Source organism: Xanthobacter aminoxidans (assembly GCF_043193615.1).
Classification (GTDB): Bacteria; Pseudomonadota; Alphaproteobacteria; order Rhizobiales; family Xanthobacteraceae; genus Xanthobacter; species Xanthobacter aminoxidans.
In genome coordinates this window covers 691,530-716,224 of the sequence record NZ_JBAFUS010000003.1, presented here as the reverse complement: position 1 = coordinate 716,224, position 24,695 = coordinate 691,530, and the positions used below count along the sequence as shown (strand labels likewise).

Annotated in this window: 28 protein-coding genes; 18 read left to right on the top strand and 10 right to left on the bottom strand. The window is 68.4% G+C overall.

Annotation, left to right across the window (positions count from 1 at the left end):
• The first annotated feature begins 19 nt into the window (after positions 1 to 19).
• The 8 genes from V5F74_RS18510 (at position 20) to V5F74_RS18475 (ending at position 7,396) form a co-directional block, all read left to right on the top strand.
• Positions 20 to 688 carry a hypothetical protein gene (locus tag V5F74_RS18510; RefSeq protein ID WP_029556735.1) on the top strand — a complete coding sequence of 223 codons (669 nt, stop codon included), beginning with the start codon at positions 20 to 22 and terminating at the stop codon, positions 686 to 688.
• A complete protein-coding gene (locus V5F74_RS18505; protein ID WP_029556736.1) occupies positions 685 to 2,670 on the top strand; it encodes an MFS transporter in 1,986 nt (661 codons plus the stop codon). The genes V5F74_RS18510 and V5F74_RS18505 overlap by 4 nt, the downstream gene beginning before the upstream one ends.
• Positions 2,670 to 3,737 carry an ABC transporter substrate-binding protein gene (locus V5F74_RS18500; protein WP_394009635.1) on the top strand — a complete coding sequence of 356 codons (1,068 nt, stop codon included), beginning with the start codon at positions 2,670 to 2,672 and terminating at the stop codon, positions 3,735 to 3,737. Before V5F74_RS18505 ends, V5F74_RS18500 begins: the two co-directional genes overlap by 1 nt.
• On the top strand, positions 3,734 to 4,411 hold the full coding sequence (locus tag V5F74_RS18495; protein WP_155982199.1) for a hypothetical protein: 678 nt from the start codon (positions 3,734 to 3,736) through the stop codon (positions 4,409 to 4,411). Before V5F74_RS18500 ends, V5F74_RS18495 begins: the two co-directional genes overlap by 4 nt.
• 118 nt (positions 4,412 to 4,529) lie before the next feature.
• Positions 4,530 to 4,880 carry an STAS domain-containing protein gene (locus V5F74_RS18490; protein ID WP_024277116.1) on the top strand — a complete coding sequence of 117 codons (351 nt, stop codon included), beginning with the start codon at positions 4,530 to 4,532 and terminating at the stop codon, positions 4,878 to 4,880.
• Positions 4,881 to 4,891: 11 nt separating this feature from the next.
• Positions 4,892 to 5,335 carry an ATP-binding protein gene (locus tag V5F74_RS18485; protein ID WP_051678960.1) on the top strand — a complete coding sequence of 148 codons (444 nt, stop codon included), beginning with the start codon at positions 4,892 to 4,894 and terminating at the stop codon, positions 5,333 to 5,335.
• Between the two features lie 125 nt (positions 5,336 to 5,460).
• Positions 5,461 to 7,110, top strand: a complete 1,650-nt coding sequence (locus V5F74_RS18480) for a Na/Pi symporter (protein ID WP_250165020.1) — start codon at positions 5,461 to 5,463, stop codon at positions 7,108 to 7,110.
• The gene (locus V5F74_RS18475; RefSeq protein WP_024277119.1) at positions 7,094 to 7,396 is read left to right on the top strand and encodes an STAS domain-containing protein; all 303 of its coding nucleotides are present in this window, start codon (positions 7,094 to 7,096) and stop codon (positions 7,394 to 7,396) included. Before V5F74_RS18480 ends, V5F74_RS18475 begins: the two co-directional genes overlap by 17 nt.
• Before the next feature lie 40 nt (positions 7,397 to 7,436).
• Here V5F74_RS18475 and epmA read toward each other — a convergent pair whose 3' ends face one another.
• Positions 7,437 to 8,510: an EF-P lysine aminoacylase EpmA gene (epmA, locus tag V5F74_RS18470; protein WP_394009634.1), complete on the bottom strand. Its 1,074-nt coding sequence runs from the start codon at positions 8,508 to 8,510 to the stop codon at positions 7,437 to 7,439.
• A 190-nt stretch (positions 8,511 to 8,700) separates the two neighbouring features.
• Here epmA and efp point away from each other — a divergent pair, with 190 nt between their 5' ends.
• Both efp and V5F74_RS18460 read left to right on the top strand, forming a co-directional pair.
• A complete protein-coding gene (efp, locus tag V5F74_RS18465) occupies positions 8,701 to 9,270 on the top strand; it encodes an elongation factor P (protein ID WP_024277121.1) in 570 nt (189 codons plus the stop codon).
• Between the two features lie 170 nt (positions 9,271 to 9,440).
• Positions 9,441 to 9,842 (top strand): response regulator, encoded by a 402-nt coding sequence (locus V5F74_RS18460; protein ID WP_197022966.1) that lies wholly within the window; start codon positions 9,441 to 9,443, stop codon positions 9,840 to 9,842.
• 18 nt (positions 9,843 to 9,860) lie between these two features.
• On the opposite strand, the gene grpE is transcribed toward V5F74_RS18460, so the two are convergent.
• Together grpE and hrcA are read right to left on the bottom strand one after the other, a co-directional pair.
• Positions 9,861 to 10,508, bottom strand: a complete 648-nt coding sequence (gene grpE, locus V5F74_RS18455; protein ID WP_250165022.1) for a nucleotide exchange factor GrpE — start codon at positions 10,506 to 10,508, stop codon at positions 9,861 to 9,863.
• 121 nt (positions 10,509 to 10,629) lie between these two features.
• A complete protein-coding gene (gene hrcA / locus V5F74_RS18450; RefSeq protein ID WP_024277125.1) occupies positions 10,630 to 11,730 on the bottom strand; it encodes a heat-inducible transcriptional repressor HrcA in 1,101 nt (366 codons plus the stop codon).
• Between the two features lie 157 nt (positions 11,731 to 11,887).
• Between hrcA and rph the strand changes: the two genes are divergently transcribed.
• The 6 genes from rph to V5F74_RS18420 all read left to right on the top strand — a co-directional run bounded on the left by rph (position 11,888) and on the right by V5F74_RS18420 (position 16,261).
• Positions 11,888 to 12,601 (top strand): ribonuclease PH, encoded by a 714-nt coding sequence (gene rph / locus V5F74_RS18445; RefSeq protein WP_024277126.1) that lies wholly within the window; start codon positions 11,888 to 11,890, stop codon positions 12,599 to 12,601.
• Positions 12,601 to 13,233 (top strand): RdgB/HAM1 family non-canonical purine NTP pyrophosphatase, encoded by a 633-nt coding sequence (rdgB, locus tag V5F74_RS18440; RefSeq protein WP_394009633.1) that lies wholly within the window; start codon positions 12,601 to 12,603, stop codon positions 13,231 to 13,233. Before rph ends, rdgB begins: the two co-directional genes overlap by 1 nt.
• A gap of 53 nt (positions 13,234 to 13,286) precedes the next feature.
• Entirely contained in the window at positions 13,287 to 14,459 is a 1,173-nt protein-coding gene (gene hemW, locus V5F74_RS18435; protein WP_051678961.1) for a radical SAM family heme chaperone HemW, read from the top strand.
• An 87-nt stretch (positions 14,460 to 14,546) separates the two neighbouring features.
• Positions 14,547 to 15,512: a signal peptide peptidase SppA gene (sppA, locus tag V5F74_RS18430; RefSeq protein ID WP_394009632.1), complete on the top strand. Its 966-nt coding sequence runs from the start codon at positions 14,547 to 14,549 to the stop codon at positions 15,510 to 15,512.
• A 138-nt stretch (positions 15,513 to 15,650) separates the two neighbouring features.
• The gene (ihfB, locus tag V5F74_RS18425; RefSeq protein WP_024277130.1) at positions 15,651 to 15,935 is read left to right on the top strand and encodes an integration host factor subunit beta; all 285 of its coding nucleotides are present in this window, start codon (positions 15,651 to 15,653) and stop codon (positions 15,933 to 15,935) included.
• 5 nt (positions 15,936 to 15,940) lie between these two features.
• A complete protein-coding gene (locus tag V5F74_RS18420; protein WP_029556747.1) occupies positions 15,941 to 16,261 on the top strand; it encodes a lipopolysaccharide assembly protein LapA domain-containing protein in 321 nt (106 codons plus the stop codon).
• 88 nt (positions 16,262 to 16,349) lie between these two features.
• Here V5F74_RS18420 and V5F74_RS18415 read toward each other — a convergent pair whose 3' ends face one another.
• Positions 16,350 to 16,577: a hypothetical protein gene (locus tag V5F74_RS18415; protein ID WP_029556748.1), complete on the bottom strand. Its 228-nt coding sequence runs from the start codon at positions 16,575 to 16,577 to the stop codon at positions 16,350 to 16,352.
• 120 nt (positions 16,578 to 16,697) lie between these two features.
• Between V5F74_RS18415 and V5F74_RS18410 the strand changes: the two genes are divergently transcribed.
• Positions 16,698 to 17,306 carry a TetR/AcrR family transcriptional regulator gene (locus V5F74_RS18410; RefSeq protein ID WP_038192938.1) on the top strand — a complete coding sequence of 203 codons (609 nt, stop codon included), beginning with the start codon at positions 16,698 to 16,700 and terminating at the stop codon, positions 17,304 to 17,306.
• A 30-nt stretch (positions 17,307 to 17,336) separates the two neighbouring features.
• Here the strand turns inward: V5F74_RS18410 and V5F74_RS18405 are convergent, their stop codons facing one another.
• On the bottom strand, positions 17,337 to 18,209 hold the full coding sequence (locus tag V5F74_RS18405; protein ID WP_394009631.1) for a transporter substrate-binding domain-containing protein: 873 nt from the start codon (positions 18,207 to 18,209) through the stop codon (positions 17,337 to 17,339).
• 138 nt (positions 18,210 to 18,347) lie between these two features.
• On the opposite strand from V5F74_RS18405, the gene V5F74_RS18400 reads away from it, so the two are divergent.
• Entirely contained in the window at positions 18,348 to 20,366 is a 2,019-nt protein-coding gene (locus V5F74_RS18400) for a glycosyltransferase (RefSeq protein ID WP_394009630.1), read from the top strand.
• Here the strand turns inward: V5F74_RS18400 and V5F74_RS18395 are convergent.
• From V5F74_RS18395 to gcvPA, 5 genes are all read right to left on the bottom strand, one after another.
• A complete protein-coding gene (locus V5F74_RS18395) occupies positions 20,311 to 20,904 on the bottom strand; it encodes an SCO family protein (RefSeq protein ID WP_394009629.1) in 594 nt (197 codons plus the stop codon). The two genes, V5F74_RS18400 and V5F74_RS18395, sit on opposite strands and share 56 nt — an antisense overlap.
• 33 nt (positions 20,905 to 20,937) lie before the next feature.
• Positions 20,938 to 21,156, bottom strand: a complete 219-nt coding sequence (locus tag V5F74_RS18390) for a hypothetical protein (protein WP_394009628.1) — start codon at positions 21,154 to 21,156, stop codon at positions 20,938 to 20,940.
• Between the two features lie 95 nt (positions 21,157 to 21,251).
• On the bottom strand, positions 21,252 to 21,692 hold the full coding sequence (locus tag V5F74_RS18385) for an NUDIX domain-containing protein (RefSeq protein ID WP_374250834.1): 441 nt from the start codon (positions 21,690 to 21,692) through the stop codon (positions 21,252 to 21,254).
• Positions 21,693 to 21,765: 73 nt separating this feature from the next.
• A complete protein-coding gene (gcvPB, locus tag V5F74_RS18380; protein ID WP_394009627.1) occupies positions 21,766 to 23,340 on the bottom strand; it encodes an aminomethyl-transferring glycine dehydrogenase subunit GcvPB in 1,575 nt (524 codons plus the stop codon).
• A complete protein-coding gene (gcvPA, locus tag V5F74_RS18375; protein ID WP_394009626.1) occupies positions 23,340 to 24,680 on the bottom strand; it encodes an aminomethyl-transferring glycine dehydrogenase subunit GcvPA in 1,341 nt (446 codons plus the stop codon). The genes gcvPB and gcvPA overlap by 1 nt, the downstream gene beginning before the upstream one ends.
• Between the last annotated feature and the right edge of the window lie 15 nt (positions 24,681 to 24,695).

The following is a 24,695-nucleotide window of genomic DNA, read 5'->3' as shown; positions in this document are numbered from 1 at the left end:
GGGTCGAGCGCGAAGGGTCATGAGGCGGACCACACTGGGGCTCATCATCGTGTTCGCGTTGATCGCGGCCGCGTGCGTCGCCTTCGGCGCCTATTTCTCCTACGTGACGCTCATCAATGCCCATCGCGGGGTCATCGAGGCCCGCTGTGGTATCGCTGCCCAGCGTGTGGTGGACGTGGCTGAAAAGGCCGCTTCCCTCGGCATCGCCCTTCCCGCGCAGCAGACGCTGACCGCGGTGCTGGAGCGGGAGGCCCGCGTGGAGGACGCGATTCGCTCCATGGACCTCACAGACGAGCATGGCATCGTCCTGTTCTCCAGCGAGCCCGGGCGCGTCGGCCTCGACACGACTCGGGACACCGAGCGCGGCCTGACCCGTCCGGTGCGCAACGACATCGGCCAGAGTCTCGGCCGCGTCGTGGTTCGCTATGATTCCAAGATCCTGACCGATGGCGCAGCGACGCTCGCCTCCGACCTCAGGCGGATCGCCCTTCCCACGCTCCTGTGGGCCGGCGCGGCGACTCTGGTCATCGGCCTGCTTCTCGCCGCGCTGCTGCAGCGGGCGGTCCGGCGCGCCGCGGAGCCGCATCTGTGGCCGCCGGCTGCCCGCGCCGCGCTCGCCTCGGTCGAAGAGGCGCACCGCACGGCCGGGCCGTCGGCCACCGGCGTCACCCGTGGGGGCGCCGCATGATCGGTCTTCGCGGCGGCATCTCCATCGCCATCGTCATCATCCTCTGTTCGGCGCTGGCCGTGATCGGCTGGGGGGCGGAACAGGCGGCCCAGCGCACCATCGCACCGGAGATCGTCGCCAAGGCGAATTCGGTCGGCCGGGCCGCCGCCGACCTCGTCCAGCGCGCCGCGGCGGTCGGCGTTCCGTTCGACCGGCTGGTCGGGGTGAACCGTTATTTCGATGACCTGCGGGCGGCCAACGTCGAGTTCACCCAGATCAGCCTGAACGCTGCGGGCGGCAAGGAACTGGCGCGGTCGGGCGCGGTCTCTTCCGGCGGCGACGCGCCACGGGTCTTTGTGCCGGTGGAGGATGCCGACGGGCACCGCCTGGGCGACGTCATGATCGTGGTCGATCCCAGCTTCGTGTCCCAGCAGGTGGGCGCGGTCCTCGTCGATGTCGCCTTCATCGGCATCGTCGCGCTGCTGGTGGCGCTGGAACTGGTGGCTCTCGTCGTTGGCACCCGCGGCCTCGAATCGCTGGTGGCGGTGGAGCGGCGGCTCAAGGCGCTGAAGCGCGGCGTGCTCTCCCGCCAGGAGGGCGGTGCGGGGGCTGCCGGCGACCTTATCCTTCCCATCGACCGGCATGTGGAGACGCTCGCCGGTCGCCATCTCTCCCTGCGCGCCGAGGCGGAGCGCAGGGGGGATGCCGAGGCCCTCGCCCGGCTCGACGAGATAGAGGTCCGCACCGGCCTCGGCCGGGTCCAGGCCGCCGAGAGCGAGGCCGCAATCGCGGTGCGCCCGGCCCTGTTCCTGTTCATGCTGGCCGAAGAACTCACCCGCCCCTTCCTGCCGCGCGCCGCACAGGCCCTCGGCGTGCCGGCCGGATTCGGGCCGGATGTGGCGGCGAGCCTGCCCATCGTCGCCTTCATGGCGGTGGTGGCTCTGTGCCAGGTACCGTTCGCCTCCCTGTCCGAGCGGCTCGGCCGGCGTCCGGGCTTCCTCGCCGGCGCGGCACTGGCGGCGGCGGGTTACGTGGTCTCGGCGATCAGCCCGCATTACGATGTCTTCCTCGCTGCCCGCGTCGCCACGGCGGTGGGCTATGCGCTGGTGTTCGTCTCCGCCCAGGGCCACGTGGTGGATCTGTCCTCGGGCGCGGCCCGCAGCGCGGCTCTGGCCGTGTTCGTGCGGGCCATCATGGTGGCGAGCCTGTGCGGGCCGCCCATTGGCGGCGTCATCGCCGACAGGCTGGGACCGGGCGTCGCCTTCGCGACCTCGGCCGGTCTCGCCCTCGTCGCGCTTCTGGTGGCGCGGCTGACGCTGCCAGCGGCGGAGCGGCATCGCAGCGTGGCCAATGTGGGGCTCGCCGACCTCAAGGCCGCGGCCCGCGCACCCGGTCTGATGTCCCTGCTCCTGGGCTGCGCCTTCCCCGCCAAATTCCTGTTTGCCGCCTTGTGCTTCCTGCTGGTGCCGCTGGAACTGCAGCGCGAGGGCTTCTCCTCCGCGGCCATTGGCCGCTTCCAGATGATCTATCCGGTCCTCATGGTGATCGGCGTGCCCTTCTTCGCCGCCCTGGCTGATCGCTTCAGCGCCCGCGCCGGATTCGTGGTGGCGGGTGGGCTGGTTTCGGGCATCGGCGCCCTGGCCGTGCTGCTCCATCCCTCGGTGGCGCTGATCGTCGTTGCGCTGGTGGCGCTGGGCTGGGGACAGGCCATGTCCATCGCGTCCCAGTCGGCGCTGGTCGCGGATACCGCCACCAGTATGGGGGCGGGCCGGGCGGCCGGAGTTCTCGGCCTGTTCCGGCTGGTGGAGCGGTCCGGCAACGCCGCCGGTCCCGCCAGTGCCGGCTTCCTGCTTTCGACGCTCGGCTTCGCGGCGGCGACCGGTTTCCTCGGCGCTGTAGCGGTAGCCGGAGCCATGCTATTTGCGCTATCTGGACGCAGAGTCTTCGTCCATCATTCGCGCCGCCCATCCTCTGCGGCCGCCTCGGAAGGGAGTTCCGCCTGATGGATCGCCGTTCCCTCCTCGCACTCGGCCTCGGCGCGGGTGCTGCGGGGCTGGTGGGCACTGTCCCCGGCGCCTTCGCCCAGACCAATGGCGGCAATGGCCAGCCGCGTCCGGCCGGCGCGCCTGCGCCTGCCGCCCGTGGCGAGGCGTTCCGTGTCCTGATGCTCACCTTCCGCGGTGATACCGATGTGGAGCGCGGCTTCCGCGACTACTTCGCGGCCAACGACATCAAGGTCGAGTTCATGACCCGCGACGTGGAGCGGGACGCGAGCAAGGTGAAGCCGATCCTCGCGGAAGTGCTGCCGACCTTCCGGCCCAACCTCATCTACACCTATGGCACGCCGTTGACGCTCGGCGTCGCCGGTCCCTATGACGCGCCGCCCACCGCCGGTTTCGTGCGCGATATCCCGGTGGTGTTCGCCCTGGTGGCGGCGCCGGTACAGGTGAAAATCGCGCCTTCGCTCGCCTCTTCGGGGCGCAACGTAACGGGCGCGGTGCACGTGGTGCCCACCGACGTGCAGATGCGCGCCATGCAGAGCTACAAGGCGTTCAAGAAGGTCGGCGTGATCTATTCGCCGAACGAGAGCAACTCGGTCGCCATCATCGACGAGATGAAGGCCTTCTCCGCCACCATCGGTGCCGAGGTTCTGGCCCAGCCTCTGACCATGGTGGGCAGCAAGCCGACCGGTGACGGGGTCGAGGATTTCGTGAGGAACCTGAAGGCGCAAGGCGCCGAATGGCTCTATCTGCCGGCCGACACCTTCCTTGCCACCATCTTCGACCGGGTCGGCCCGGCGGCGCTGGCGGCGGGGCTTCCCACCTTCGGCGCGACGGAATTCTTCCTGCGCGAGGGGCTGGGGCTTGTCGGGCTGGTCAGCCGCTATTATTCGGTGGGCCAGCTCGCCGCCTCCAAGGCGGCCGAGATCCTGGTCCAGCACGTGCCGCCCCAGGACATCCCGATCGAGACGCTGAAGCGCTTCGCCCTCATCATCAACATGAACGTGGCCAAGCAGCTCGGCGTCTACCCGCCCATCGCCATGCTCAATTATGCGGAAGTAATCACGTGATGAACGCCCTGCGCGAGGCCGCGCCGACCTCTACGCTGACGCAGCGCATGCTCGGGCCGGGCGATCTCGACGCGATCGACACCCTTCATCATCTGGCCATCGGGCCGCTGGTTCGCCCGGAAGTGGTGAAGCCGGAAAACCGTTCGTACTTTGAAAGCATCCTCAGCGGCCGCGGCCTGGTGATCGGGCTCTATGACGGCCCGTTGCTCGCCGCCTACGGCATCCTTCAGCACGATCATTCGCCCAAGGACGGCCCGCACCGCCTGCTCGGGCTCGATCCCGCCTTGTCGGTGGGCCGGCTGGCCGGGGCTTCGGTGCATCCGGCCTATCGCGGCCGTGGACTGCAGCGGGTGCTGATCGCTGCCCGGGTCGATGCGGCGCCCGCGGACATGGTGCTGTTTTCCACAGCGGCGCCGGTCAACACGCCGAGCTGGGCGAGCCTGCTCGTCGAGGGCTTTCCCATCTACGACATCCAGCTCTTCTTCGGCGGCTATGCGCGCTACGTGATGGTGCGCGACTTCACCACCTTCGATCCGCAGGAGACCCTTCTGGTCGATCCGCTGGACACGGCGCGGCAGAAGGAGCTCTTCGCTGAGGGCTGGCACGGCTACGCCCGCTGCCGCACCGATTCCGGCGCTGCCGGCGTGCTGTACGCCCGCCCCCGAAAAGCCTGACACCCCCAGCGGGCAGGCCCTTCCGGGGTCCCTGCTCCGCGTCACGAAACTGTCGTATGGTTTGCTGAATCTGTGCCCACGCGGTGCGGGCATCCCGATCCAGAGAGATACTGGCCCCATGAAGATCGAGAGGACCCCCCTCGGCCCCGACATCATCCTCGTGCGCCTGGAAGGCCGGCTCGACATCGCCGGCGCGGCGGCGGTGGAGCCGGAGTTCAAGTCGTCCTGCGAGGCCGCGCGCGTGCTCGTGGTGGACCTGTCCGGCACGCCGTTCATGGCCTCCATCGGCATCCGCCTGCTGCTCGCGGGCGCCAAGGGGCTGCATCGCAAGGGGGGCATCATGGGGCTTTTCGCATGTGACCCTCAGGTGGAGAAGGTGCTGCGCTCCACCGGGGTCGATCAGCTCGTCGGCATCCACGCCACGCGGGACGAGGCGCTCGCGGCGGCGGGCATCTCCCCGGCAACCTGACGGCGGATCCCATGGCGACGCCCGCGGCCGGAACCCTTGTCTCGACCATCGATGTGGGCGCGCGCATCGACGACATCACCGACGCCACGGGCTGGCTCGGCACGCTGGCTGACGAACAGGGCTGGCCGGATGCCACCCGCTTCGCGCTGGAGCTGAGCCTCGAGGAGGCTCTGACCAACGTCGTCTCCTACGGCTTTGCGGGCACCGACCGGCAACCGCACATCCGAATCGAATGCTGGCGCTTGCCAGAAGGCCGGGTGGCGGTGCGCCTGATCGACAACGGCGTGCCCTTCGATCCCACCAGCATCGCCGAGCCGGTGGTCCCCGACAGCATCGAGGACGCCCGGATCGGCGGTCACGGCGTGCAGCTGATGCGGCATTTCCTCGAGACGCTCGACTACAGCCGGGAAGGTGAGGAAAACCAGCTGACGCTGGTGGCCAACGCGGCCGGGTGAGGTTGCTCACAAGAGTGTCGCACTCCGCGGTCTATGATGTCCGCTCGGGGAGCCGTGCCGCAGCATCCGCGGAACATTGAGCGCGTCTGCGGCTTTCCTCTGGTGCCGTCGGGTCTTTCTTATCGATGCTTGTCATTGCCGAGCTTCTGGCCGGCCTCGGCCTTCTGTTCGTTGGCCTCAAGGCCATGGCCACACACCTGCAGCAGGCCACGGGCCGCAAGGTGCGCGCACTGCTGCGCCGGGCGACGCGCTCCCCGGTGATGGGGCTGCTGTGCGGGACGCTGGCGGGAGCGGCCACGCAATCCTCCAACGCCGTCGCGGTCATCAGCGGCAATCTCGTGCGCGGCGGTGCCTTCACTACGCGCGATGCCATTCCGGTCGTCGCAGGCGGCAATGTGGGGACGTCTGCGCTGGTGTTCGTGGCGGCAATCGATTTCCGCCTGCTCGTGCTTTACATCGTCGGCACCGTCGGGCTCGCCTTCCATTTCAAGCTGGACCGCCGTCGCGGCATGGCGCAATGGATGGGCGTCGCCTTCGGCCTCGCGCTGGCCCTGCTTGGCCTCGATTTCATCAAGCAGGCGCCGCGGGCGCTGGACATTGCGTCGGTCGCGGGCAGCCTCGCCGACCATCTGACTCCGCTCCTCGGCTTCTTTCTCGGGTTCGCGGTTTCCGCCGTCAGCCAGTCGTCCTCGACGCCCACGATTCTGGTCCTGGCCCTGATGCAGGCGGGCCTCCTCGGCCTCCACGATGCGGTCTTCATCGTGCTCGGCGCGAATCTTGGTTCCGGGTTTGCGGCCATTCTCTCGGCCGGCGGGCTGGAGGGGACCGGCCGCCAGCTCTGCTATGTCCATGTGCTGGTGAAGGCCGTGGGCTGCCTCATCGTCGGAGCCTTCTTCGGCCTTGGCGGGGTGGTTGGCTTCGACGGCTTCTCGGCCCTCTCTGCCGTGGGCAACGACAAGGCGTCCATGTCCCTGTCGGTTCTGTTCCTCGCCCTTCAGGTGGCGGGCGCGATCCCGGTGGCTTTCGCGCGAGGGCTTTCCGAGAGGTTCGCCGCCGCCATGAGCCCGCCCACGCTGGAGGACGGCGCCTCCCGCCCGCGCTTCATCCATGACGAAGCGCTGGCGGACCCCTCGACGGCGCTTGACCTCGCCGTTAGCGAGACCCTGCGGCTCATCAAGCTCCTGCCGACCCTGCTGCCGGACCTCGACCAGACGGACAACGGCGACGCCGGCGAACGGCTGGCTCTGTGGCGTGGCGCTGCCTCGGTGGGCCTTGCCGTGGACCAGTTTATTTCGGAGCTCGTCGCGGTCGGCCTCGCCCGCGACAGTCTGGAAATCGCCCTGCATCACCAGGCGCTTGTGGAGAACGTGCGCACGCTTCAGGACACGCTGCACGACTTCACCGAGGTGGTGGAGGGCTTCGACGAGGTGCCGCCGCTCGCCTTTGCCCTGTCGGAATCGTTACGGGCGATCACTTTGTCCCTCGCCGACGCCACGGATGGGCCGGCCGATGATCTCGACCTCATCATCGCGCTCTCCGGCGATCGATCAGAGATGTTGAACCGCATCCGCCGCCAGCTTGCCGCTACGGCACTCGACGCGGGGGCGGATGCGCGGCAGCTGCTGCTGGCGACCAGCCTGTTCGAGAGGGCGATCTGGCTGGTGCGCCGCAGCGCGATTGCGTTGCGCACGCCGGAGAATGAGGATAATCCGAAGCGTCCGGCCGCCGCGGAGGCGGACATCAAGCGAGTAGGGGCCGATGCACATCGAACGTGAGCAGGTCGGAAGCGACGTGGTGCTGAAGGTGGCGGGGCGTCTCGACACGCCCAATGCCAAGCCGTTCGAGGCGAGCCTCATGGAGGTCGTCTCCATGACCGACGGGGGGATCGTGGTGAACCTCGCCGGAGTGGACTATGTGTCCTCCTCCGGTCTGCGGGCTCTGCTGGTGGCTGGCAAGGCCATGCGCGGGGCGAAGCGCAAGCTCGCGCTCTCTTCGCTCCAGCCGCAGATCCGTGAGGTGTTCGACATCTCCGGCTTCTCGACCCTGTTCGAGATCAACTGATTCTGCTGAGACTTGGGGCCGGAGCGGTCGCGAGGCTGATCTAAAGTCCAGCGACCGGCGCCCACAGCACGTCCTCGATCCGCCTCGCTCCGCTTGCCAGCAAAGCGAGCCGGTCGAAGCCGAGGGCACAGCCGCTGGCCGGAGGCATGAGCGCCAGCGCCGCGAGGAAGTCCTCGTCGAGCGGATAGCGCTCCCCATAGAGCCGTTCCTTCTCGTCCATGTCCTTTTCGAAGCGCCGGCGCTGCTCGTCCGCGTCCGTCAGCTCGCCGAAGGCGTTTGCGAGTTCCAGCCCGCAGCAATAGAGCTCGAACCGCTCGGCGAAGCGCGGATCCTCCGGCTTCGGCCGGGCGAGAGCCGCCTCGCTCACGGGATAGTCTGTCAGGATGGTGGGGCGGCCGACGCCGAGATGAGGCTCGATCTTCTCCACCAGCACGCGCGAGAACACGTCGCCCCAGGTGTCGTCAGGCGCAGTGCGGATGCCGGCCTCGGTCGCGGCGCGGGCGAAGGCGGCGGCATCCGGTGCTTCCCCCGCGGCCGGCAGAAGGGCCTCAAGGTCCATCCCCGCATGGCGGGCGAAGGCCGCGACGAGCGTCAGGCGCTCCGGGGCGGCGAAGGGATCGCAGGTCTTGCCGCGATAGTGGAAGGCCGAGGCTCCGCCGGCCTCGGCGGCGCGGGCGAGGAGGGCGGCGCAATCCTCCATCATCGCCGTGTAGGGCGCACCGGCGCGATACCATTCCAGCATGGTGAACTCGGGATGGTGTGCCATGCCACGCTCCCGATTGCGGAACACGCGGGCGAACTCGAAGATCTTCGGCTCCCCGGCCGCGAGCAGCTTCTTGGCCGCGAACTCGGGTGAGGTGCGCAGGTAAAGTCGGTGAGTTGTCCCGTCCGGGCCGATCAGCTCAGTCCCGAAAGCGTGGAGGTGGGTCTCGTTGCCCGGCGAGACCTGCAGCGCTGGCGTCTCGACCTCGATGAAACCGTCCTGCGCGAAGCCTGCGCGCACGGCGGCGGCGATGCGCCCGCGCGCGAGCAGGAAGGGGCGGCGGTCCGCGTGAACGTCGGGTCGCCACCACGGCGGGGAGGGAGACGCCAGCGAAGAGTTCGATACCGCCATGACGTAGGTTCCTCGTTGCGGCCACCTGGGCTGCCCGCCGCCACTTGGCCTCGGGGCCGGAAAGACGAGTGCAAGACTGGCGTTGCGCGCCATTATCGCTATGGTGCGCGCCGAACCAGCCAGACGGCGCCGCCGTCAACCGTTTTCCAATCGGCGCGGGCGCCGCGCATCAGGTCAAGGAAGAGCCGACGTGGTCAAGGTTATCGCCAGCACCCTGCGCAAGGGCAACGTGGTCGACATCGACGACAAGCTGTACGTTGTTCTCACCGCCGAGAATATCCATCCCGGCAAGGGCACGCCGGTGACGCAGCTCGACATGCGCCGCATCTCCGACGGCGTGAAGATCTCCGAGCGCTACCGCACCACCGAGCAGGTGGAGCGCGCCTTCGTGGAAGATCGCCCGCATACCTTCCTCTACGAGGATTCCGACGGCTACACCTTCATGAACCCGGAAACCTATGATCAGGTGACCGTGCCGAAGGATGTCATGGGCGACCAGTCCGTCTATCTTCAGGAAGGCATGGAATGCATGCTCTCCACCCACAATGGCGTGCCGATCGCCATCGAGCTGCCGGCCCGCGTGGTGCTGGAGATCGTGGACACCGAGCCGACCGTGAAGGGCCAGACGGCCTCTTCCTCCTACAAGCCCGCCATGCTCTCCAACGGCGTCCGCACCATGGTGCCGCCGCACATCGCGTCCGGCACGCGCGTTGTCGTCATGACCGCCGACGCTTCCTACGTGGAGCGCGCGAAGGACTGACCTTCCGCTTGTGATCCCGGAAGGGCCGTTTCCGGCCCTTCCGGTTTTCTTTCAATACCTTGCTGCGGCGCGTGGAACTTTTCCCCCGGCCGCTGGTTGACCCCCGACATGGCCCTGAGGGGACATGCAGTCAGCCAAGGCGTTGAAGAATGATCTTGTCGGGAAGGCGGGTGCTCGTCGTTGAGGACGAGTTTCTCGTGGCACTGGGGCTCGAAGACAATCTGAGGTCGCTGGGCTACACCGTGGTCGGGCCGATCGCGAGCCTCGCCGCCGCGGTCTCGGCCGCGTCGTCCGAACGCATCGACGCCGCGATCCTCGACGTGAACCTAGCGGGCGAGCCGGTCTATCCGGCCGCGGCGATCCTGGCCGAGCGCGGCATCCCCTTCATTTTCTGCTCGGGCTATACTGGCAGCGTGCGCATGCCGGCGGAATTCGTCGACGCGCCGCGGGTGGCCAAGCCTTACACCAGCCGTGTCATCGCCGATGCGCTTGCCGACCTCATCGGATCGGGTCGCGGCCCAGGCGGCAGCGACCGCGGGAGGCGGGATGTCGCCGCCTCCAACGATATGTGATCTTCCAGATAGCCTGATTCAGGCCGCGCCGGCGGCCTTGTTCGCCTCAGCCTTCGGGCCACCGCGGGCGACACCGACCATGGCGGGCCGCAGAACGCGCTCGCCGATGACGTAGCCGGCCTGTACCACCTGCACCACGGTACCGGTCGGCACGCTCGGGTCCGGCACCTCGAACATGGCCTGATGAAGGTTGGGATCGAACTTCTCCCCCTTCGGCTCGATCTTGCGGATGCCGTGCTTCTCCAGCGCCTTCACGAGGCCGCGCTCGGTCAGCTCCAGCCCGTCCAGCAGCGCCTTGAAGCTGCCTTCTGCGGTCGCCTTTGCGTCCGCCTCCACCGAGCCGAGGGCCCGGGCGAGATCGTCCGCCACGTTCAGCACGTCGCGGGCGAAGGAGGCGATGCCGTAGGTCTTGGCGTCCTGGATCTCCTTCTCGGCGCGGCGGCGCACATTCTCCGCCTCCGCGAAGGCGCGCAGGAACTTGTCCTTGAGGCTCGCGATCTCGGCTTCCAGGCGCGCCTTGTCGCCCGCCGGGTCGCCGATGGCGGCGTCCGCCATAGCGGTGGCTTCCGCCTCGGCGGTCGCCTCGTTCACCTGCGCATTGCCCTGCGCGGCACCGTTTTCGCTTGCGTCGCCGCCGGTCTCGGGCGCGCGCTTCTGCTCGCTCATCCGGTTACTTCCCCTGCCTTGAGATTCGCCCGAGGTCACAACGCCGCCGGGCAAAGGCCAATCGTCCCGGCGCATATCGGGGCGATGGGGGGAAAAATCAAGTCGTGGTGATCCTTATCCCTCACGCAGCGTCCGCACCCGGTGCGCCCAGTACCCGGCTCACGAGGCGGGCAGTGAAGTCCACCATGGGAACGATGCGGCCGTAATTGAGCCGCGTCGGGCCGATGACACCGAGCACGCCCAAGACGCGTCCCTGCCCATCGCGGTAGGGCGCGACGATGGTGGAGGAGCCGGAAAGGGAGAACAACCGGTTCTCCGAGCCGATGAAGATGCGCAGCGCCTGTGCCTCCTCCGCCCGGCCGAGCAGTTCGGAGACCTCGCGCTTGGTCTCGAGATCGTCGAACAGCAGGCGGATGCGCTCCAGATCCTCCAGCGCCCTGAGATCCTCCAGCAGCTTCGCCTGACCGCGCACAATGAGGGTACGCTCGCCCGGCCCGTCGCCGGACCAGGAGGCGAGCCCCGCCTCCACCACGCGGGCGGTCAGGGTGTCGAGGTCGCGGTTGATCTCGGCGAGCAGGCTCTCCATCTCCTGCCGGGCGTCGGAGAGGGTGCGGCCGCGGATGTGGGCATTGAGGAAATTGGTGGCCTCGGTGAGGGCGGAGGTCGGCAAGCCGGGCGGAAGGGCGAGCGCGCGGTTTTCCACCTGCCCATCCTCCGATACGAGGATGACGAGGGCGCGGCCCGGCTCCAGCGGCACGAATTCCACATGCTTCAGGCGGGGGTCGGTCTTGGTGGCGGTGACGACCCCGGCGCCGCGGGCGAGGCCCGAGAGCAAAGCGGAGGCTTCCTGCAGAACGCCCTCCACCGTGGTGGTGCGCGCGGCGGCGAGCACCTGCGTCTCGATATTGGCCCGGTCACGCTCGTTGACGTCGCCCACCTCCATGAGTGCATCGACGAAGAAGCGCAGGCCGCGCTCAGTGGGCAGGCGCCCGGCGCTGGTATGGGGGGCATAGATCAGCCCGGCCGCCTCCAGGTCCGCCATCACGTTGCGGACCGAGGCGGGGGAGAGGGTCATGGGGATAAGGCGAGCGATGTTGCGCGAGCCGACCGGCTCACCGGTGGCGAGGTAACTCTCCACGATCTGGCGGAAAATCTCGCGCGAACGCTGATCGATCTGCGCGAGGCCGCCGGTCGAGAGGGGCAGGAACGGATCGAGCGCCACGGGTTCAGCCTTCGGAGCAAAGGATTTCGCTGGCTCTAATGTGTCCCTCGCCGGGGCCGGGTTCAAGCGCCACGCGGGGGCTCCTACCACCCTTGCTTTCCTCCCGGCGCGCGGCGCTCTAAAAGGAGCGTCCATGACGCACAAAGAGGTATCCATTATGCGGCCCAGCAAGCGCGCCCCCGACGAGATGCGCGCGGTGTCCTTTGAACGGGGCGTGATGCGCCACGCGGAAGGCTCCTGCCTCGTGAAGTTCGGCGACACCCACGTTCTCGTCTCCGCGACGCTGGAGGAGCGCCTGCCGCCGTGGCTGAAGGGCCAGGGACGCGGCTGGGTGACGGCGGAATATTCCATGCTGCCCCGCGCCACCCACGACCGCACCCGACGCGAATCCACCACCGGCAAGCAGTCCGGCCGCACCCAGGAGATCCAGCGCCTGATCGGGCGTTCGCTCCGCTCGGTCACGGATCTCGTGGCGATGGGCGAGAAGCAGATCACCATCGACTGCGACGTGCTCCAGGCCGACGGCGGCACCCGCACCGCCTCCATCACTGGCGCCTGGATCGCGCTTCATGATTGCCTGAGCTGGATGAAGTCCCGCTCCATGATCAAGGAGATGCCGCTCAAGCAGCACGTGGCGGCGGTCTCCTGCGGCATCTACGAGGGGACGCCGGTGCTCGACCTCGATTATGCCGAGGATTCGGTGGCCGAGACCGATGCCAATTTCGTCATGACCGGAACTGGCGGCATCGTGGAAATCCAGGGTACGGCGGAAAAGACGCCCTTCACCCAGGACGAACTGCTCTCGCTGCTGTCGCTGGCCCGCTCGGGTGTGGATCAGCTCGTCTCCCTCCAGAAGCTGGCGATCGGCTGATGGCGCGCCAGCTCACCGGCCGGCTGGTGGTGGCCACCCACAATCCCGGCAAGCTCATCGAAATGAAGATGCTGCTGGAGCCTCACGGGGTGGAGGCCGTCTCCGCTGGCGAGCTCGGTCTGCCCGAGCCGGAGGAAACCGAGACCACCTTCGAGGGAAACGCCCGCCTGAAAGCTGTGGCGGCGGCCAACGCCGCCCAGCTTCCGGCGTTTGCCGACGACAGCGGCCTCGTCATTGACGCCCTCGGCGGTGCGCCAGGCATCCACACAGCCCGTTGGGCGGGACCCGACCGCGATTTCGAGATGGCCATGGAGAAGGTGGAGGCCGAACTTCGGAAGGTCGGCGCCACCGAGCCCGGCCAGCGCCATGCCCGCTTCGTCTCGGCGCTCTGCATCGCCTGGCCGGATGGGCATCTGGAGGAGTTCGAGGGCACCGTGGACGGCACCCTCGTTTGGCCGCCCCGTGGCGCCAAGGGGTTCGGCTACGATCCCATGTTCCTCCCCGAGGGCCATGTGAAGACCTTCGCCGAGATGAAGGCCGACGAGAAGCACGGTATGCCGCCCAAGGGCTTCGGCCTTTCCCACCGTGCCCGCGCCTTCCTGAAGCTCTCGCAGGCTTGCCTGAAGGGGTGAGCGCAATCTTGGATCAGGCTCCGTCCGCGAACCCTCCGGCACGCCCTCTCCCGATGGGGGGCGAGGGTGTTGACGGCATCGAGGACACGCAGGGCGGCTTCGGTGTCTATGTGCATTGGCCGTTCTGCAAGGCCAAATGCCCCTATTGCGACTTCAACAGCCACGTCCGGCTCGTGCCGCCGGACGAGGCGCGCTACATCGCGGCCTTCCGGCGCGAGATCGCCCACATGCGGGCCCTGTCGGGACCGCGAAACGCGGAGACGGTCTTCTTCGGCGGTGGCACGCCTTCCCTCATGGCCCCCACCACCGTCGGCGCGATCCTGGAGGCCATCAACGAGGCCTGGCCGCTCACTGCCGATGCCGAGGTGACGCTGGAGGCGAATCCGACCTCCGTGGAGGCGGAGCGGTTCCACGGCTATCGGGCTGCGGGCGTCAACCGCGTCTCCCTCGGGGTGCAGGCCCTGGACGATGCGGACCTCCAAGGGCTCGGGCGGATGCACTCGGTCGCCGAGGCGCTGGCTGCCGTGGGCATCGCGCGCCGTGCATTCGATCGTGTGTCCTTCGATCTCATCTATGCCCGTCCGCGCCAGACGCCCGAAGCCTGGGCGGCTGAGCTGCGGCGCGCGCTCGCTGAAGGCTGCGAGCACCTGTCCCTCTACCAGCTCACCATCGAGCCGGGCACGCCGTTCGAGCGGCTGTACGGCGCCGGCAAACTCATCCTGCCCGACGACGACCTGTCTCGCGCCCTGTGGGACGTGACGCAGGAGGTGACGGCGCAGGCCGGCCTTCCCGCCTACGAGGTTTCCAACCATGCCCGGCCGGGTGCCGAGGCGCGGCACAATCTTGTCTACTGGCGCTATGGCACTTACGCCGGCATTGGCGCCGGAGCCCATGGACGGCTGGTGTCGGGCAACATCCGCCATGCCACATTCACCGAGCGGTCGCCGGAAGCGTGGCTGAAGCGGGTGGAGGCGGACGGGCACGGCATTATTTCCGACGAGACGCTGTCGGCAGCCGAGCAGGCTGACGAAATGCTGCTCATGGGCCTGCGCCTGAAGGAAGGCTTGGACCTCGCCCGCCATGCCCGCCTCGGCGGCCGCGTGGATCCGGAACGCCTCGCCACGCTGGAGGCGGAAGGGCTGGTGGCGCTCAATGCCGGACGGCTGTGCGTGACCGCCGCTGGATTTCCGGTCCTCAATGCCGTGATCGCCGCGCTGGCGGGTTAGGTTCGCCACGCGGGAACGCTTGCCAACGCCGTGCCGCCTGCTTAAGTCCGCGTGGGGCTTGGGACTGCCTGCCGAGGAACGCGCACCATGTCGCTGGATGCCGACCAGATCGTCGAACGCCGCCGCCTCCGGCGGAAGGTCACATTCTGGCGCGTGCTCGGGGTGCTCGGCGTCGTCGCCGCCGTGGCGGTAGGCGTGTCGGCCCTGCTTGGCCGTGATATTCCCGCCTCCTCGCCCCATGTGGCGCGGATCATGATCGGCGGCATCATCCGCAACGATCGCGAGCGGGTGGAGCTTCTGGAGGAGATTGGACGCTCCCGCGCCAGCGCCGTGATCCTCTCCATCGACAGCCCTGGCGGCACCGTTACGGGCTCCGAGCAATTGTACGACGCGCTGCGCCGCCTCGCTGCCAAGAAGCCGGTGGTGGCCGTCGTGGAAGGCGTCGCCGCCTCCGGCGCCTATATCGCGGCGCTGGGCGCCGACCACATCGTGGCCCGTCGCAATGCGCTCGTCGGCTCGGTGGGCGTGATCTACCAGTTTCCCAACTTCACCGAGCTTCTGAAGACCGTGGGCGTGACCATGGAGGACATCAAGTCCTCTCCGCTCAAGGCCTCGCCCAACCCCTACACGCCGGTGACACCGGAGGCGCGCGCCGCCGTGGATTCGCTGGTGAAGGACAGCTACGCCTGGTTCAAGGATCTCGTGGGCGACCGTCGCAAGCTCTCCGACGCCAAGCTCGCGAACGTCTCTGACGGACGCGTTTTCACCGGTCACCAGGGCCTCGAACTCCAACTGGTGGATGAACTCGGCGACGAGCGTACCGCCCGTGCCTGGCTCGCCCGCGAGAAGGGCGTGAGCGAGACCCTCAAGGTCCGCACCTGGCGCACCAAGGAGGTCGGGGACGAGTTCGGCTGGCTTCTGGGCGCTGCGCGCGGCGTTGTGAGCGCTCTCGGCTTCCCGCAGGCAGCGGCGCTCCTGACGGATGCGGCGAAAGGCGCGCTGGAGCGCAGTCAGCTTGACGGTCTGTTGGCCCTCTGGCACGCTCGGAGCTAGGGTTAAGATTGCGTTCACAAGCGCTTGGCGGCCATCCGACAAAACCGATAACAACGCCGGACGTCCGGCCGCCCACCGTCAGGGATGCAGGGCTTTGGCTTGCTTTCGGCGGATGATTTCGAGGGAACTGGGGCCAACATGATCAAGTCCGAGCTCGTCCAGAAGATCGCCGAGGCCAATCCGCATCTCTACCAGAGGGATGTGGAGAACATCGTCAACGCCATCCTGGAGCAGATCGCATCCGCGCTGGAGCGCGGTGATCGTGTCGAACTGCGCGGCTTCGGAGCCTTCTCGGTGAAGAAGCGCGACGCCCGTGTCGGCCGCAACCCGCGCACCGGCAAGCAGGTGGACGTGAGCGAGAAGACCGTTCCCTACTTCAAGACCGGCAAGGAGATGCGCGAGCGTCTCAACACTGGAAAGTAGGCCCCGTGAGCCGCTTCCTCTCCATTCTCATCGGCCTGCCCCTGGCGATCCTTGCGATTGCGCTCGCAGTTGCGAATCGCAAGCCGGTCGTCCTCTCCCTCGATCCGTTCGCGCCGGACCATCCCGCTTTGTCGGTGACGCTGCCGCTGTTCGCCATCATCTTCGCTGCGGTGATCGTCGGGGTCATCGCCGGCGGGGTTGTCACCTGGGCGCGGCAGGGCCGTTATCGTCGGGAGGCCCGCGCCGCCCGCCGCGAGCACAAGCGGACCGAGGCGGCTCGCCCGGCTCCGTCCTCGCAGCTCGGTCTGCCGGCACCGCGGCACTGAGCCTTCCCTTCCGCGAAGCCTTGTCTCCCGCTCTGCGTCGATCTGCAGGAGCCGTCCCGTGCGAACGGGGCGGCTCTTTCGTTTCGGCTCACGCCCGCGTGCCGTCGGGACGAGAGAGGTGCCGCCGTGCGAGGGGGAGCACGAGGTGCACCATGCCCATCACCATGGGCGGAACCGCGAGAAGCGTGGAGGCCCAGATGGGCCATCCCGCGGTGAGGGGCGACAGGAGCGCCAGGATGGCGTTGATGAGGGCATAGGCGCCGATCATCATCAGTCCCAGAAAGCGCAGGTGGGCGAGAATGGCGAGACTGCTCATGGCATCATCTCCCGAAGCAGCGTGGCGTGGATTGATATAAACGGAACGATCCGTTCCGATATGGTTTGATATATACGCCCCGTTTCGTTATGCAAGAGGAAAGTTGCGGAAGGCCTTCAGATGCCCGAAACCAGCCATGCCGATCGTCGGCGCTCATCTATCGGCGCACGGCGCAATCCGGATGCGGAGGCGGCCATTCTGACGGCGGCGCGCGCGCTGCTCGCGGAACGCGGCTATGCCGGCTTTTCAATCGAGGAGGTGGCGCGGCGCGCCGGGGCCGGCAAACCGACCATCTATCGCTGGTGGGCGACTAAGGCAGACCTGCTGATCGACGTCTACGCGGCGGAGAAGGCGAGCCACATGGCCTTGCCCGATACCGGCGCTCTCTGGAGCGATCTTCTCGCCTATACCCGCGCCTTGTGGGGGTTCTGGCGGGACACGGCCTCAGGCAGCATCTTCCGGGCACTCATCGCCGAAGCCCAGACGACCGAGGCTGCCCTTTCGGCGCTGCGCGACAAGTTCCTGCCCGACCGGCTCCGCGACCTGCGCCACATGTTCGAGCGCGCAGCGGACCGCGGTGAGATCCGTGCGTCGGAAATCGACGACCTCCTCGGCCTCTATATCGGCTTCAACTGGCTGCACCTCTTGACCGATCGCCTCGCCGACGATGCGCCCGCGATCGAACGCACGGCACGGCTCATCGCCGGCCAGCCGCCCGGCGGCTCTTGAGCGCCGGCCCGGCATTTCCGATGGCGCGAGTCAGTAGAAGCCGACCGGGAACCAGCGCAGATAGAGGTCGGTATAGACGCCGTTCTCCCAGATGCGCTGGAGGGCGAAGTCGATGGCGTGGCGCAGGGTATCGTTGCCGTCCTTCACAGCCACGGAAAAGCCGTCTCCGAAGAAGCGGCTTTCGGTGAAGGGGCCGCCGACAAAGCGACAGCAGCCGGCGCTGTCGGTGCCGTTCAGCCAGAGCGCGAGGGTGATGCCGTCGCCGAACAGAAGGTCCACCTGCCCGGCCTTCAGCGCCTCCTGCGCCGCCTTGAGGTCGGGGTAGGGGCGGATGGCGGCCTCGTTGAAGAAGGAGCGGAGATAGGCTTCGTGCGCGGTTCGGCTCACCACGGCCACCTTCTTGGAAGCCACCTCTTCGGGCGTCGCTTTCGCCAGCGTCTCCTGGCTGCGGCCCACGAAGCGCGCCGGCGTGCCGAGGTAACGCTCGGAGAAATCCAGCGTCGCCCGGGAGGCCGGGGTTGCGACGAGGCCGGCGATGGCCGCTTCCGCCCGGCCCTGGTCCACCACGTCCGCCACATTGGCGAACGCCGCAGTCTGGAAGCTGCAGGTGACGGAAAGTTCTGCGCAGATCGCCCGCGCCAGATCGATGTTGAAGCCGGAAAGAGCCCCAGTGGAATTGATGAAGTTGAAGGGCGGGTAATCGTCCGTCGTGACGAAGCGCAGCTCCTTCGGGAGCTTGGCCGCATCGGGGCGCTCGAGCCGACGCTCCACGTTCCAGAAATTCGGCACGACCACCGGCGTGATGGCGATCTTGTCGGCCCGTTCCACCAGAGGCGGGGGGCCGCCCTGCGCCGGCTTCACCTGTCCCGCCGGCGGCTGCTGGGCCCCCGCGGCTCCTGCCATCAACGCCACCGTGGCCAGAACCAGAGCTTTGAGGCCGGCCTGAAGCGTGGGCGTGCGGCGGCCCGCACGGATGCTCAGGAAAGAGGCTGGTGGAAGCATTGCGGCAAGCTTACCCTAGGGTTGCATGAGGGTCGGGGCATGGTGGGGGATGCCGGTGCCGCCCGCAAGGGGCGAAGCCATGTAAGCCATGACGCGGGCGAGGACCATCGCGACCTTGGGCGCGAGCGGGTCCGCGCTCAGGATGATGCGGCCGCTGCCGTCCCGCTGTCGGCATCCCTCCCGCGCACCGTTCTGGCCTCCGAGCTTCGTCCCTATCGCGATCATGTGGATGCCGACGAACTGCATGCAGCTGCCGTGCGAGCCGGACTCGTCGGGGTCGGTGTCGACGAGGTGCTGGTCGCCTCAGGTGCACTTGATGACGAAACCGCCACGCGTCTCCTTGCCCGCGATCTCGGTCTTCCCGTTGGGGCGCCAAACCTGGCGAACCTGCCAGACGACCCGGCGATGGCGGAGGCCGTGCTGCGTACAGGCACCCTCATGCTGGGGACCGGCAGTGGGCGACCACGCTTCGTGATGGCGGCGCGTGGCCGCATCGTCCGGCGGCTTCGACGGGGGCTGAAGCGGGATGCGGGTCTTGCCTCGCGCGTGGAATTGATCAGCCCGGCGGCGCTCGCCCGGCGCGTCGACGCGGTTTGCGCGCCCAGCTTCGCCGCCGCCGCGACGGCACGTCTCGTCCTGTCCGATCCGCTCAAATCGGCGTCGACACTGCGGCCCGGCCGCATCGTCGGGCTCGCGGCCGCCGCCATCGGCCTGCCGATCGCGCTGCTGCTGGCACTGGCGCCGGAAATGGGCTTTCTCGCCGTTCAGGCGGCTCTTTCGCTCGTCTTCCTGGCGTGGATCGCCCTGCGACTTGCCGGCTGCCTCTATGTGCCACCCGAGGAGCCGCTGCCGGCCCTCGATGCGCGGTCTCTGCCGGTCTATTCCCTCCTGGTGCCGCTCTATCACGAGACGGCGAGCCTGCCGCTGCTGGTCGCCGCCCTCTCGGCGCTCGACTATCCCCCCGAGAAGCTCGACATCAAGCTCGTGGTCGAAGCGGACGACCATGCCACGCGCGCTGCCATCGCCGCGCTCGAGTTGCCGCCGCACATGGCCGAGGTAGTGATCGCGCCGGTCGGGCCGCGGACCAAGCCCAAGGCGCTGGAAGCAGCGTTGCCCTTCGCCCGCGGCAGCATCGTCGCGATCTATGACGCCGAGGATCTGCCGGAGCCCGATCAACTGCGCCGGGCCGTCGCCGCCTTCCATGCAGGCGGGGCAAAAGTGGGTTGCGTGCAGGCGCGGCTGTGCATCGACAATGGCGGCGACAGCTGGATCTCGGCCCAGTTCGCCGCCGAATACGCAGGCCAGTTCGATGTGCTGCTGCCAGCGCTCAGCGCCCTCGGCCTGCCCATTCCGCTCGGCGGCACCTCGAACCATTTCCGCCGCCGCGTGCTCGATCAGGTGGGAGGATGGGACCCCTACAACGTCACCGAGGACGCCGACCTCGGCATCCGTCTCGCCCGCGCCGGCTGGCAGACACGGGTCATTTCCTCCACCACCTTCGAGGAGGCGCCCGTCACGCGGCGCGCCTGGATCGGCCAGCGCACCCGCTGGCTGAAGGGCTGGGCGCAGACCCTGCTGGTGCACGGCCGCCGGCCGCGGGCGCTGGTGCGTGATCTCGGTCCGGGCGGTACGCTCGCGCTGGTGCTGCTCACGGCCGGGCCTTATGCGGCGGCGCTGGTGCATCCGCTGTGCCTTGCCCTGTTCATCGCCGATATCGTCCGCGGCGTCGCCGGGCTGCCGTGCACCCACATGGCGGAGGTGGTGACGAGCGCGCTTACCTACACCACCCTCATTGCCGGCTACGCTGGCGCGGCCGCGACCATGACCGTCGGGCTCGCCCGGCGGGGCATGAGGCCGGGCTGGCGGACGATCATCGGCATCCCCTTCTACTGGCTGCTGCTGTCGGTTGCGGCGTGGCGGGCGGTGATCGAACTGATCCGCAGGCCGTACCACTGGCAGAAGACCGAGCACGGCGCCGCCCATCGCGGCGGCGGCGGGGGGCTCAGAAGTAGCGCTTCAGCTCCGCCGCAGCCTCGGCCGGAGGGCGTTTGGAGTTGAACGGGGCGACGAAATTGCCATTCTTGTCCATGAGATAGACCACGGCGGTGTGGTCCATGGTGTAGTCGCCGTCCTTCAGCGGGACCTTGCGGGAATAGACGCGGAACTCCCGCTTGATCTGCTCGGTGGCCTCCGGTGTGCCCGACAGTCCGACGATCTGCGACGAGAAGCTCGAAACGTAGGATTTGAGCACATCCGGCGTGTCCCGCTCGGGGTCCACCGAGACGAAGAAGGCCTGCGCCTTGCTCGCGTCCGGCCCCAGCGCGTTGAAGATTTCCGACATCTCGAACAGGGCGGTCGGGCACACGTCCGGGCAGTGGGTGAAGCCGAAAAAGATGAGCGTTGGCTTGCCCTTGAGGGCAGCCTCGGTGATCGGCTGCCCGTTCTGGTCGGTGAGGCTGAAGGGCCCGCCAACCGCCGCCTGTCCCGTCACCTTCGGCGGCGGCTCCGGCAGGAACAGGGTAACGGCGGTGACGAGGATGAGGGCGCCGGCGGCGAAGGCCGAGAAAAGGGCAATGATCTTCGTGCGTGGCGACATGTTTTCAAGGCCTTGGGGGCGGTCGGGGAAGCCTCAGAGGCAGCCGGAAAAGCCGGCGCTCAGGAGATCGAAGAACACGGCCGCGCCGTAGCGCGCCCACAGCGCCAGCCCGCCCGCACAGAGCATGGCCAAGGCCACGCCGAGGCCGATGACACCGGCGCGGCCCAGACCAAGTCCAGACGCGGCCGCGCCCTCGGCGTGCGGTGCAAGCCGTTGCGAAACCTCGGTTTCCTGGGGCAGGGTGACGGACATGGCGCGCCGGTTGGGATGAAACGTCAGCCGCCACGATAGCGCGGGCGGCGGTATTTATCCAATCCGCGCCGGTCAATCGCCCGTGACAGGGCGCCTCACCAGCGGTCGGAGGGGGGCGCACCCTGCCATTCGGCGATGCGGCGCAGGGTGGCGGGGCTGGTGTCGGAGGGCAGGTCGTCGGGCGGGAAGAAGTCGGCGGCGACGATTTCGAGGTTCCGCTCGGGCCGGGGACCGATCACCAGAGCCGCCGTCCGGTACAGCACAACGTGGTCGCGCCCACCCACCAAGGGGTTGAAATAACAGCCGGAAATCGTCAGAGGCCCCTCGGCCTCCACATTGGCTTCCTCGCGCAGTTCGCGCCGGGCCGCCTGTTCGGCGGTCTCGCCCAGATCCACCCCGCCGCCGGGAAAATGCCAGCCGGACACATAAGTATGTCGGACCAAAAGGAGCCGTCCGGCCGGGTCGGTGGCCAGTACCCGGACACCGAGAGTCATGCCGTGGCGCATGCGGCGCAGGAGGGGGAGGGGGGAGAACATGGCCTGAGCATACCCCCTCCCGGCACGGACGAAAGGGTGGTTCACACCACCCTGTCAGATGCGTTCACCCCACCTATTCGGCGGCGTTCGGGAGCGGTTCAGGCCGAACCCACCGCAAAACCGGCGCGCGGGCGGCGCGGGTCTCGTCCAGACGACGGCGGGGGGCATAATGGGGCGCGCCGAGGAAGCGCGCCTTGTCCCCCGTTTTGGCCGCCATGGCGAGGTCGCGCAGGGCGCCGAGGAAGAGGTCGAGGGAGGCCTTCGATTCGCTCTCGGTCGGCTCGATCAGCATCGCCCCGTGGACCACCAGCGGGAAGTAGACCGTCATGGGGTGGTACCCCTCGTCGATCAGCGCCTTGGCCACGTCCAGGGTGGAGATGCCGGTGTCCGCCAGCCAGGTGTCGTCGAACAGGGCCTCGTGCATGGCCGGGCGTTCGGCGAAAGGGGCGCTCATCACGTCCATCAGGCAGGCGCGGACATAGTTGGCCGAGAGGACGGCATCCTCGGAGGCCTGCCGCATCCCGTCCGCCCCATGGGAGAGCATCCAGCTCAGCGCCCGCACGAACATGCCCATCTGGCCGTGGAAGGCGCTCATGCGGCCGAGGGCCTGCTCGGCCCCGTCCGCACCCTGGTCCTCCACCAGCACCAGCCCATCCGCCGTGGCGATCAGCGCCGGCACCGGGGCGAAGGGGGCGAGGGCTTGCGAGAGCACCACCGGCCCCGCGCCCGGCCCGCCGCCGCCGTGGGGGGTGGAGAAGGTCTTGTGCAGATTGATGTGCATGGCATCGACCCCGAGGTCGGCGATGCGCACCTTGCCGAGGATGGCGTTGAAATTGGCGCCGTCCGAATAGAAATAGGCCCCGGCCCCATGCACCGCCTCGGCGATGGCCACCACGTCCCGCTCGAACAGGCCGCAGGTGTTGGGATTGGTGAGCATGAGGGCGGCCACTTCCGGCCCCAGCGCGGCCTTCACCGCCTCCGGGTCCACCGTGCCGTCGGCGCGGGCGGGGATGGAGCGCACCTCATAGCCGATGAGGGCGGCGGTGGCGGGGTTGGTGCCGTGGGCGCTCTCCGGCACCAGCACCACGTTGCGCTGCGCCTCGCCGCGTGCCGCATGGGCGGCCTTGATGGCCATCATGCCGCACAGCTCCCCGTGCGCGCCCGCCTTGGGGGTGAGCGCCACCGCCTTCATGCCGGTGAGTTCGAGCAGATAGCGAGACAGCTCCGCCATCAGCTCCAGCGCGCCCTTCACGGTGGAGAGGGGCTGGAGCGGGTGGATGTCGGCAAAGCCGGGCAGCCGCGCCATCTTCTCGTTGAGGCGCGGGTTGTGCTTCATGGTGCAGGAGCCCAGCGGGAACAGGCCGCTGTCGATGCCATAGTTCATGCGCGAGAGGCGCACGTAATGGCGCATGGCCTCGGGCTCGGAGAGGCCGGGCAGCTCCAGCGGCGCGGTGCGCGCGTGGCCGCCGAGGCGATCCTTGAACGGGGCGGGCTCGGGGATATCCACGCCCGTCACCTCGGTGCGGCCGATCTCGAAGATCAGCCCTTCCTCAAGGTCGAGGCCCCGGTTGCCGGTGAAGGTGACGGGGCCAGCGATGGTGCCCCCGACGATGTGCGGCGTCGTTGCGCCACGGCCTTCGCGGTTCATCACAGCACCTCCTTGAGGGCCGCGGCATAGGCGGCGCGATCGTCCTCGGTGGTCGTCTCGGTGGCGGCGACGAGGATCAAGTCGTCGAGGCCGGATTTCGGCGCGAGGCGGGAATAGGGGAGGCCGCCGAGGATGCCTTTGGCGGCGAGCTTCTCCACCACGCCCAAAGCCTTGCCCGGCACGCGCAGGGTGAATTCGTTGAAGAAGGTGTCGTTGAGCACGCTCACCCCCGGCACGGCGGCGAGCCGGTCGGCGAGATCGCAGGCCGCCGCGTGGTTGGCCCGGGCCAGCCGCGTGAGCCCGGTCTTGCCGAGCAGGCTCATGTGGATGGTGAAGGCCAGCGCGCACAGGCCCGAATTGGTGCAGATGTTGGAGGTCGCCTTCTCCCGGCGGATGTGCTGCTCGCGGGTGGAGAGGGTGAGCACGAAGCCGCGCCGGCCCTCCGCATCCACCGTCTCGCCGGCAAGGCGCCCGGGCATCTGCCGCACGAACTTCTGCCGCGTGGCGAACAGGCCCACATAGGGGCCGCCGAAATTCAGCGCGTTGCCGATGGACTGGCCTTCGCCCGCCACGATGTCGGCGCCCTGCGCCCCCGGCGGCTCGATGAGGCCGAGGCTGACCGCCTCGGTGAACACGGCGACGAGCAGGGCGCCGGCCTTGTGGGCGGCTTCCGCGATGGGCTTCAGGTCCACGATGTTGCCGAACACGTCCGGCGACTGCACCACCACGCAGGAGCAGCCGGCATCGATGGCGGCGATGATGTCTTCCCCGCCCGTGGGCACCGGCACCAGCGCCACCACCTCGTCCGCCGCATAGCGCGAGACGGTCTCGATGGTCGCGCGATAGTGCGGGTGCAGGTTGCCGGCCAAAAGCGCCTTGCGGCGCTTGGTGACGCGATGGGCCATCAGCACCGCCTCGGCGGCGGCGGTGGAGCCGTCATACATGGAGGCGTTGGCCACCTCCATGCCGGTCAGCTCGGCCACCTGTGTCTGGAACTCGAAGAGATATTGCAGGGTGCCCTGCGCGATCTCCGGCTGGTACGGCGTGTAGGAGGTGAGGAATTCCGAGCGCTGGATCAGGTGGTCCACGCTCGCCGGCACATGATGGCGATAGGCCCCGGCACCGACGAAGAAGGGCACCGACCCGGCCGGCACATTCTTCGCCGCGAGCCGGGAGAGCGCGCGCTCCACCTCCATCTCGCTCTTGTGGAGCGGCAGGCGCGGCAGCTCATGCGCGCGCTGGGCGGCGGGAATGTCGGCGAACAGATCGTCCACCGAGGGAACGCCGATGCGTGCCAGCATCTCGGCGCGGTCATCGGCGGTGAGGGGAAGATAGCGCATGATGCCGCTGATCCC

Bases quoted from the DNA above. Each gene is read 5' to 3' on its own strand.
- gcvPB (WP_394009627.1), bottom strand. From the start codon at position 23,340: ATGAACCGCGAAGGCCGTGGCGCAACGACGCCGCACATCGTCGGGGGC.
- V5F74_RS18505 (WP_029556736.1), top strand. From the start codon at position 685: ATGATCGGTCTTCGCGGCGGCATCTCCATCGCCATCGTCATCATCCTC.
- V5F74_RS18510 (WP_029556735.1), top strand. From the start codon at position 20: ATGAGGCGGACCACACTGGGGCTCATCATCGTGTTCGCGTTGATCGCG.
- V5F74_RS18500 (WP_394009635.1), top strand. From the start codon at position 2,670: ATGGATCGCCGTTCCCTCCTCGCACTCGGCCTCGGCGCGGGTGCTGCG.
- V5F74_RS18485 (WP_051678960.1), top strand. From the start codon at position 4,892: ATGGCGACGCCCGCGGCCGGAACCCTTGTCTCGACCATCGATGTGGGC.
- V5F74_RS18400 (WP_394009630.1), top strand. From the start codon at position 18,348: ATGGTGGGGGATGCCGGTGCCGCCCGCAAGGGGCGAAGCCATGTAAGC.
- V5F74_RS18480 (WP_250165020.1), top strand. From the start codon at position 5,461: ATGCTTGTCATTGCCGAGCTTCTGGCCGGCCTCGGCCTTCTGTTCGTT.
- V5F74_RS18415 (WP_029556748.1), bottom strand. From the start codon at position 16,577: ATGAGCAGTCTCGCCATTCTCGCCCACCTGCGCTTTCTGGGACTGATG.
- grpE (WP_250165022.1), bottom strand. From the start codon at position 10,508: ATGAGCGAGCAGAAGCGCGCGCCCGAGACCGGCGGCGACGCAAGCGAA.
- sppA (WP_394009632.1), top strand. From the start codon at position 14,547: ATGTCGCTGGATGCCGACCAGATCGTCGAACGCCGCCGCCTCCGGCGG.
- hemW (WP_051678961.1), top strand. From the start codon at position 13,287: ATGGGGGGCGAGGGTGTTGACGGCATCGAGGACACGCAGGGCGGCTTC.
- rdgB (WP_394009633.1), top strand. From the start codon at position 12,601: ATGGCGCGCCAGCTCACCGGCCGGCTGGTGGTGGCCACCCACAATCCC.
- V5F74_RS18390 (WP_394009628.1), bottom strand. From the start codon at position 21,156: ATGTCCGTCACCCTGCCCCAGGAAACCGAGGTTTCGCAACGGCTTGCA.
- V5F74_RS18405 (WP_394009631.1), bottom strand. From the start codon at position 18,209: ATGGCAGGAGCCGCGGGGGCCCAGCAGCCGCCGGCGGGACAGGTGAAG.
- V5F74_RS18410 (WP_038192938.1), top strand. From the start codon at position 16,698: ATGCCCGAAACCAGCCATGCCGATCGTCGGCGCTCATCTATCGGCGCA.
- V5F74_RS18395 (WP_394009629.1), bottom strand. From the start codon at position 20,904: ATGTCGCCACGCACGAAGATCATTGCCCTTTTCTCGGCCTTCGCCGCC.
- V5F74_RS18475 (WP_024277119.1), top strand. From the start codon at position 7,094: ATGCACATCGAACGTGAGCAGGTCGGAAGCGACGTGGTGCTGAAGGTG.
- V5F74_RS18490 (WP_024277116.1), top strand. From the start codon at position 4,530: ATGAAGATCGAGAGGACCCCCCTCGGCCCCGACATCATCCTCGTGCGC.
- gcvPA (WP_394009626.1), bottom strand. From the start codon at position 24,680: ATGCGCTATCTTCCCCTCACCGCCGATGACCGCGCCGAGATGCTGGCA.
- epmA (WP_394009634.1), bottom strand. From the start codon at position 8,510: ATGGCGGTATCGAACTCTTCGCTGGCGTCTCCCTCCCCGCCGTGGTGG.
- rph (WP_024277126.1), top strand. From the start codon at position 11,888: ATGCGGCCCAGCAAGCGCGCCCCCGACGAGATGCGCGCGGTGTCCTTT.
- ihfB (WP_024277130.1), top strand. From the start codon at position 15,651: ATGATCAAGTCCGAGCTCGTCCAGAAGATCGCCGAGGCCAATCCGCAT.
- V5F74_RS18385 (WP_374250834.1), bottom strand. From the start codon at position 21,692: ATGTTCTCCCCCCTCCCCCTCCTGCGCCGCATGCGCCACGGCATGACT.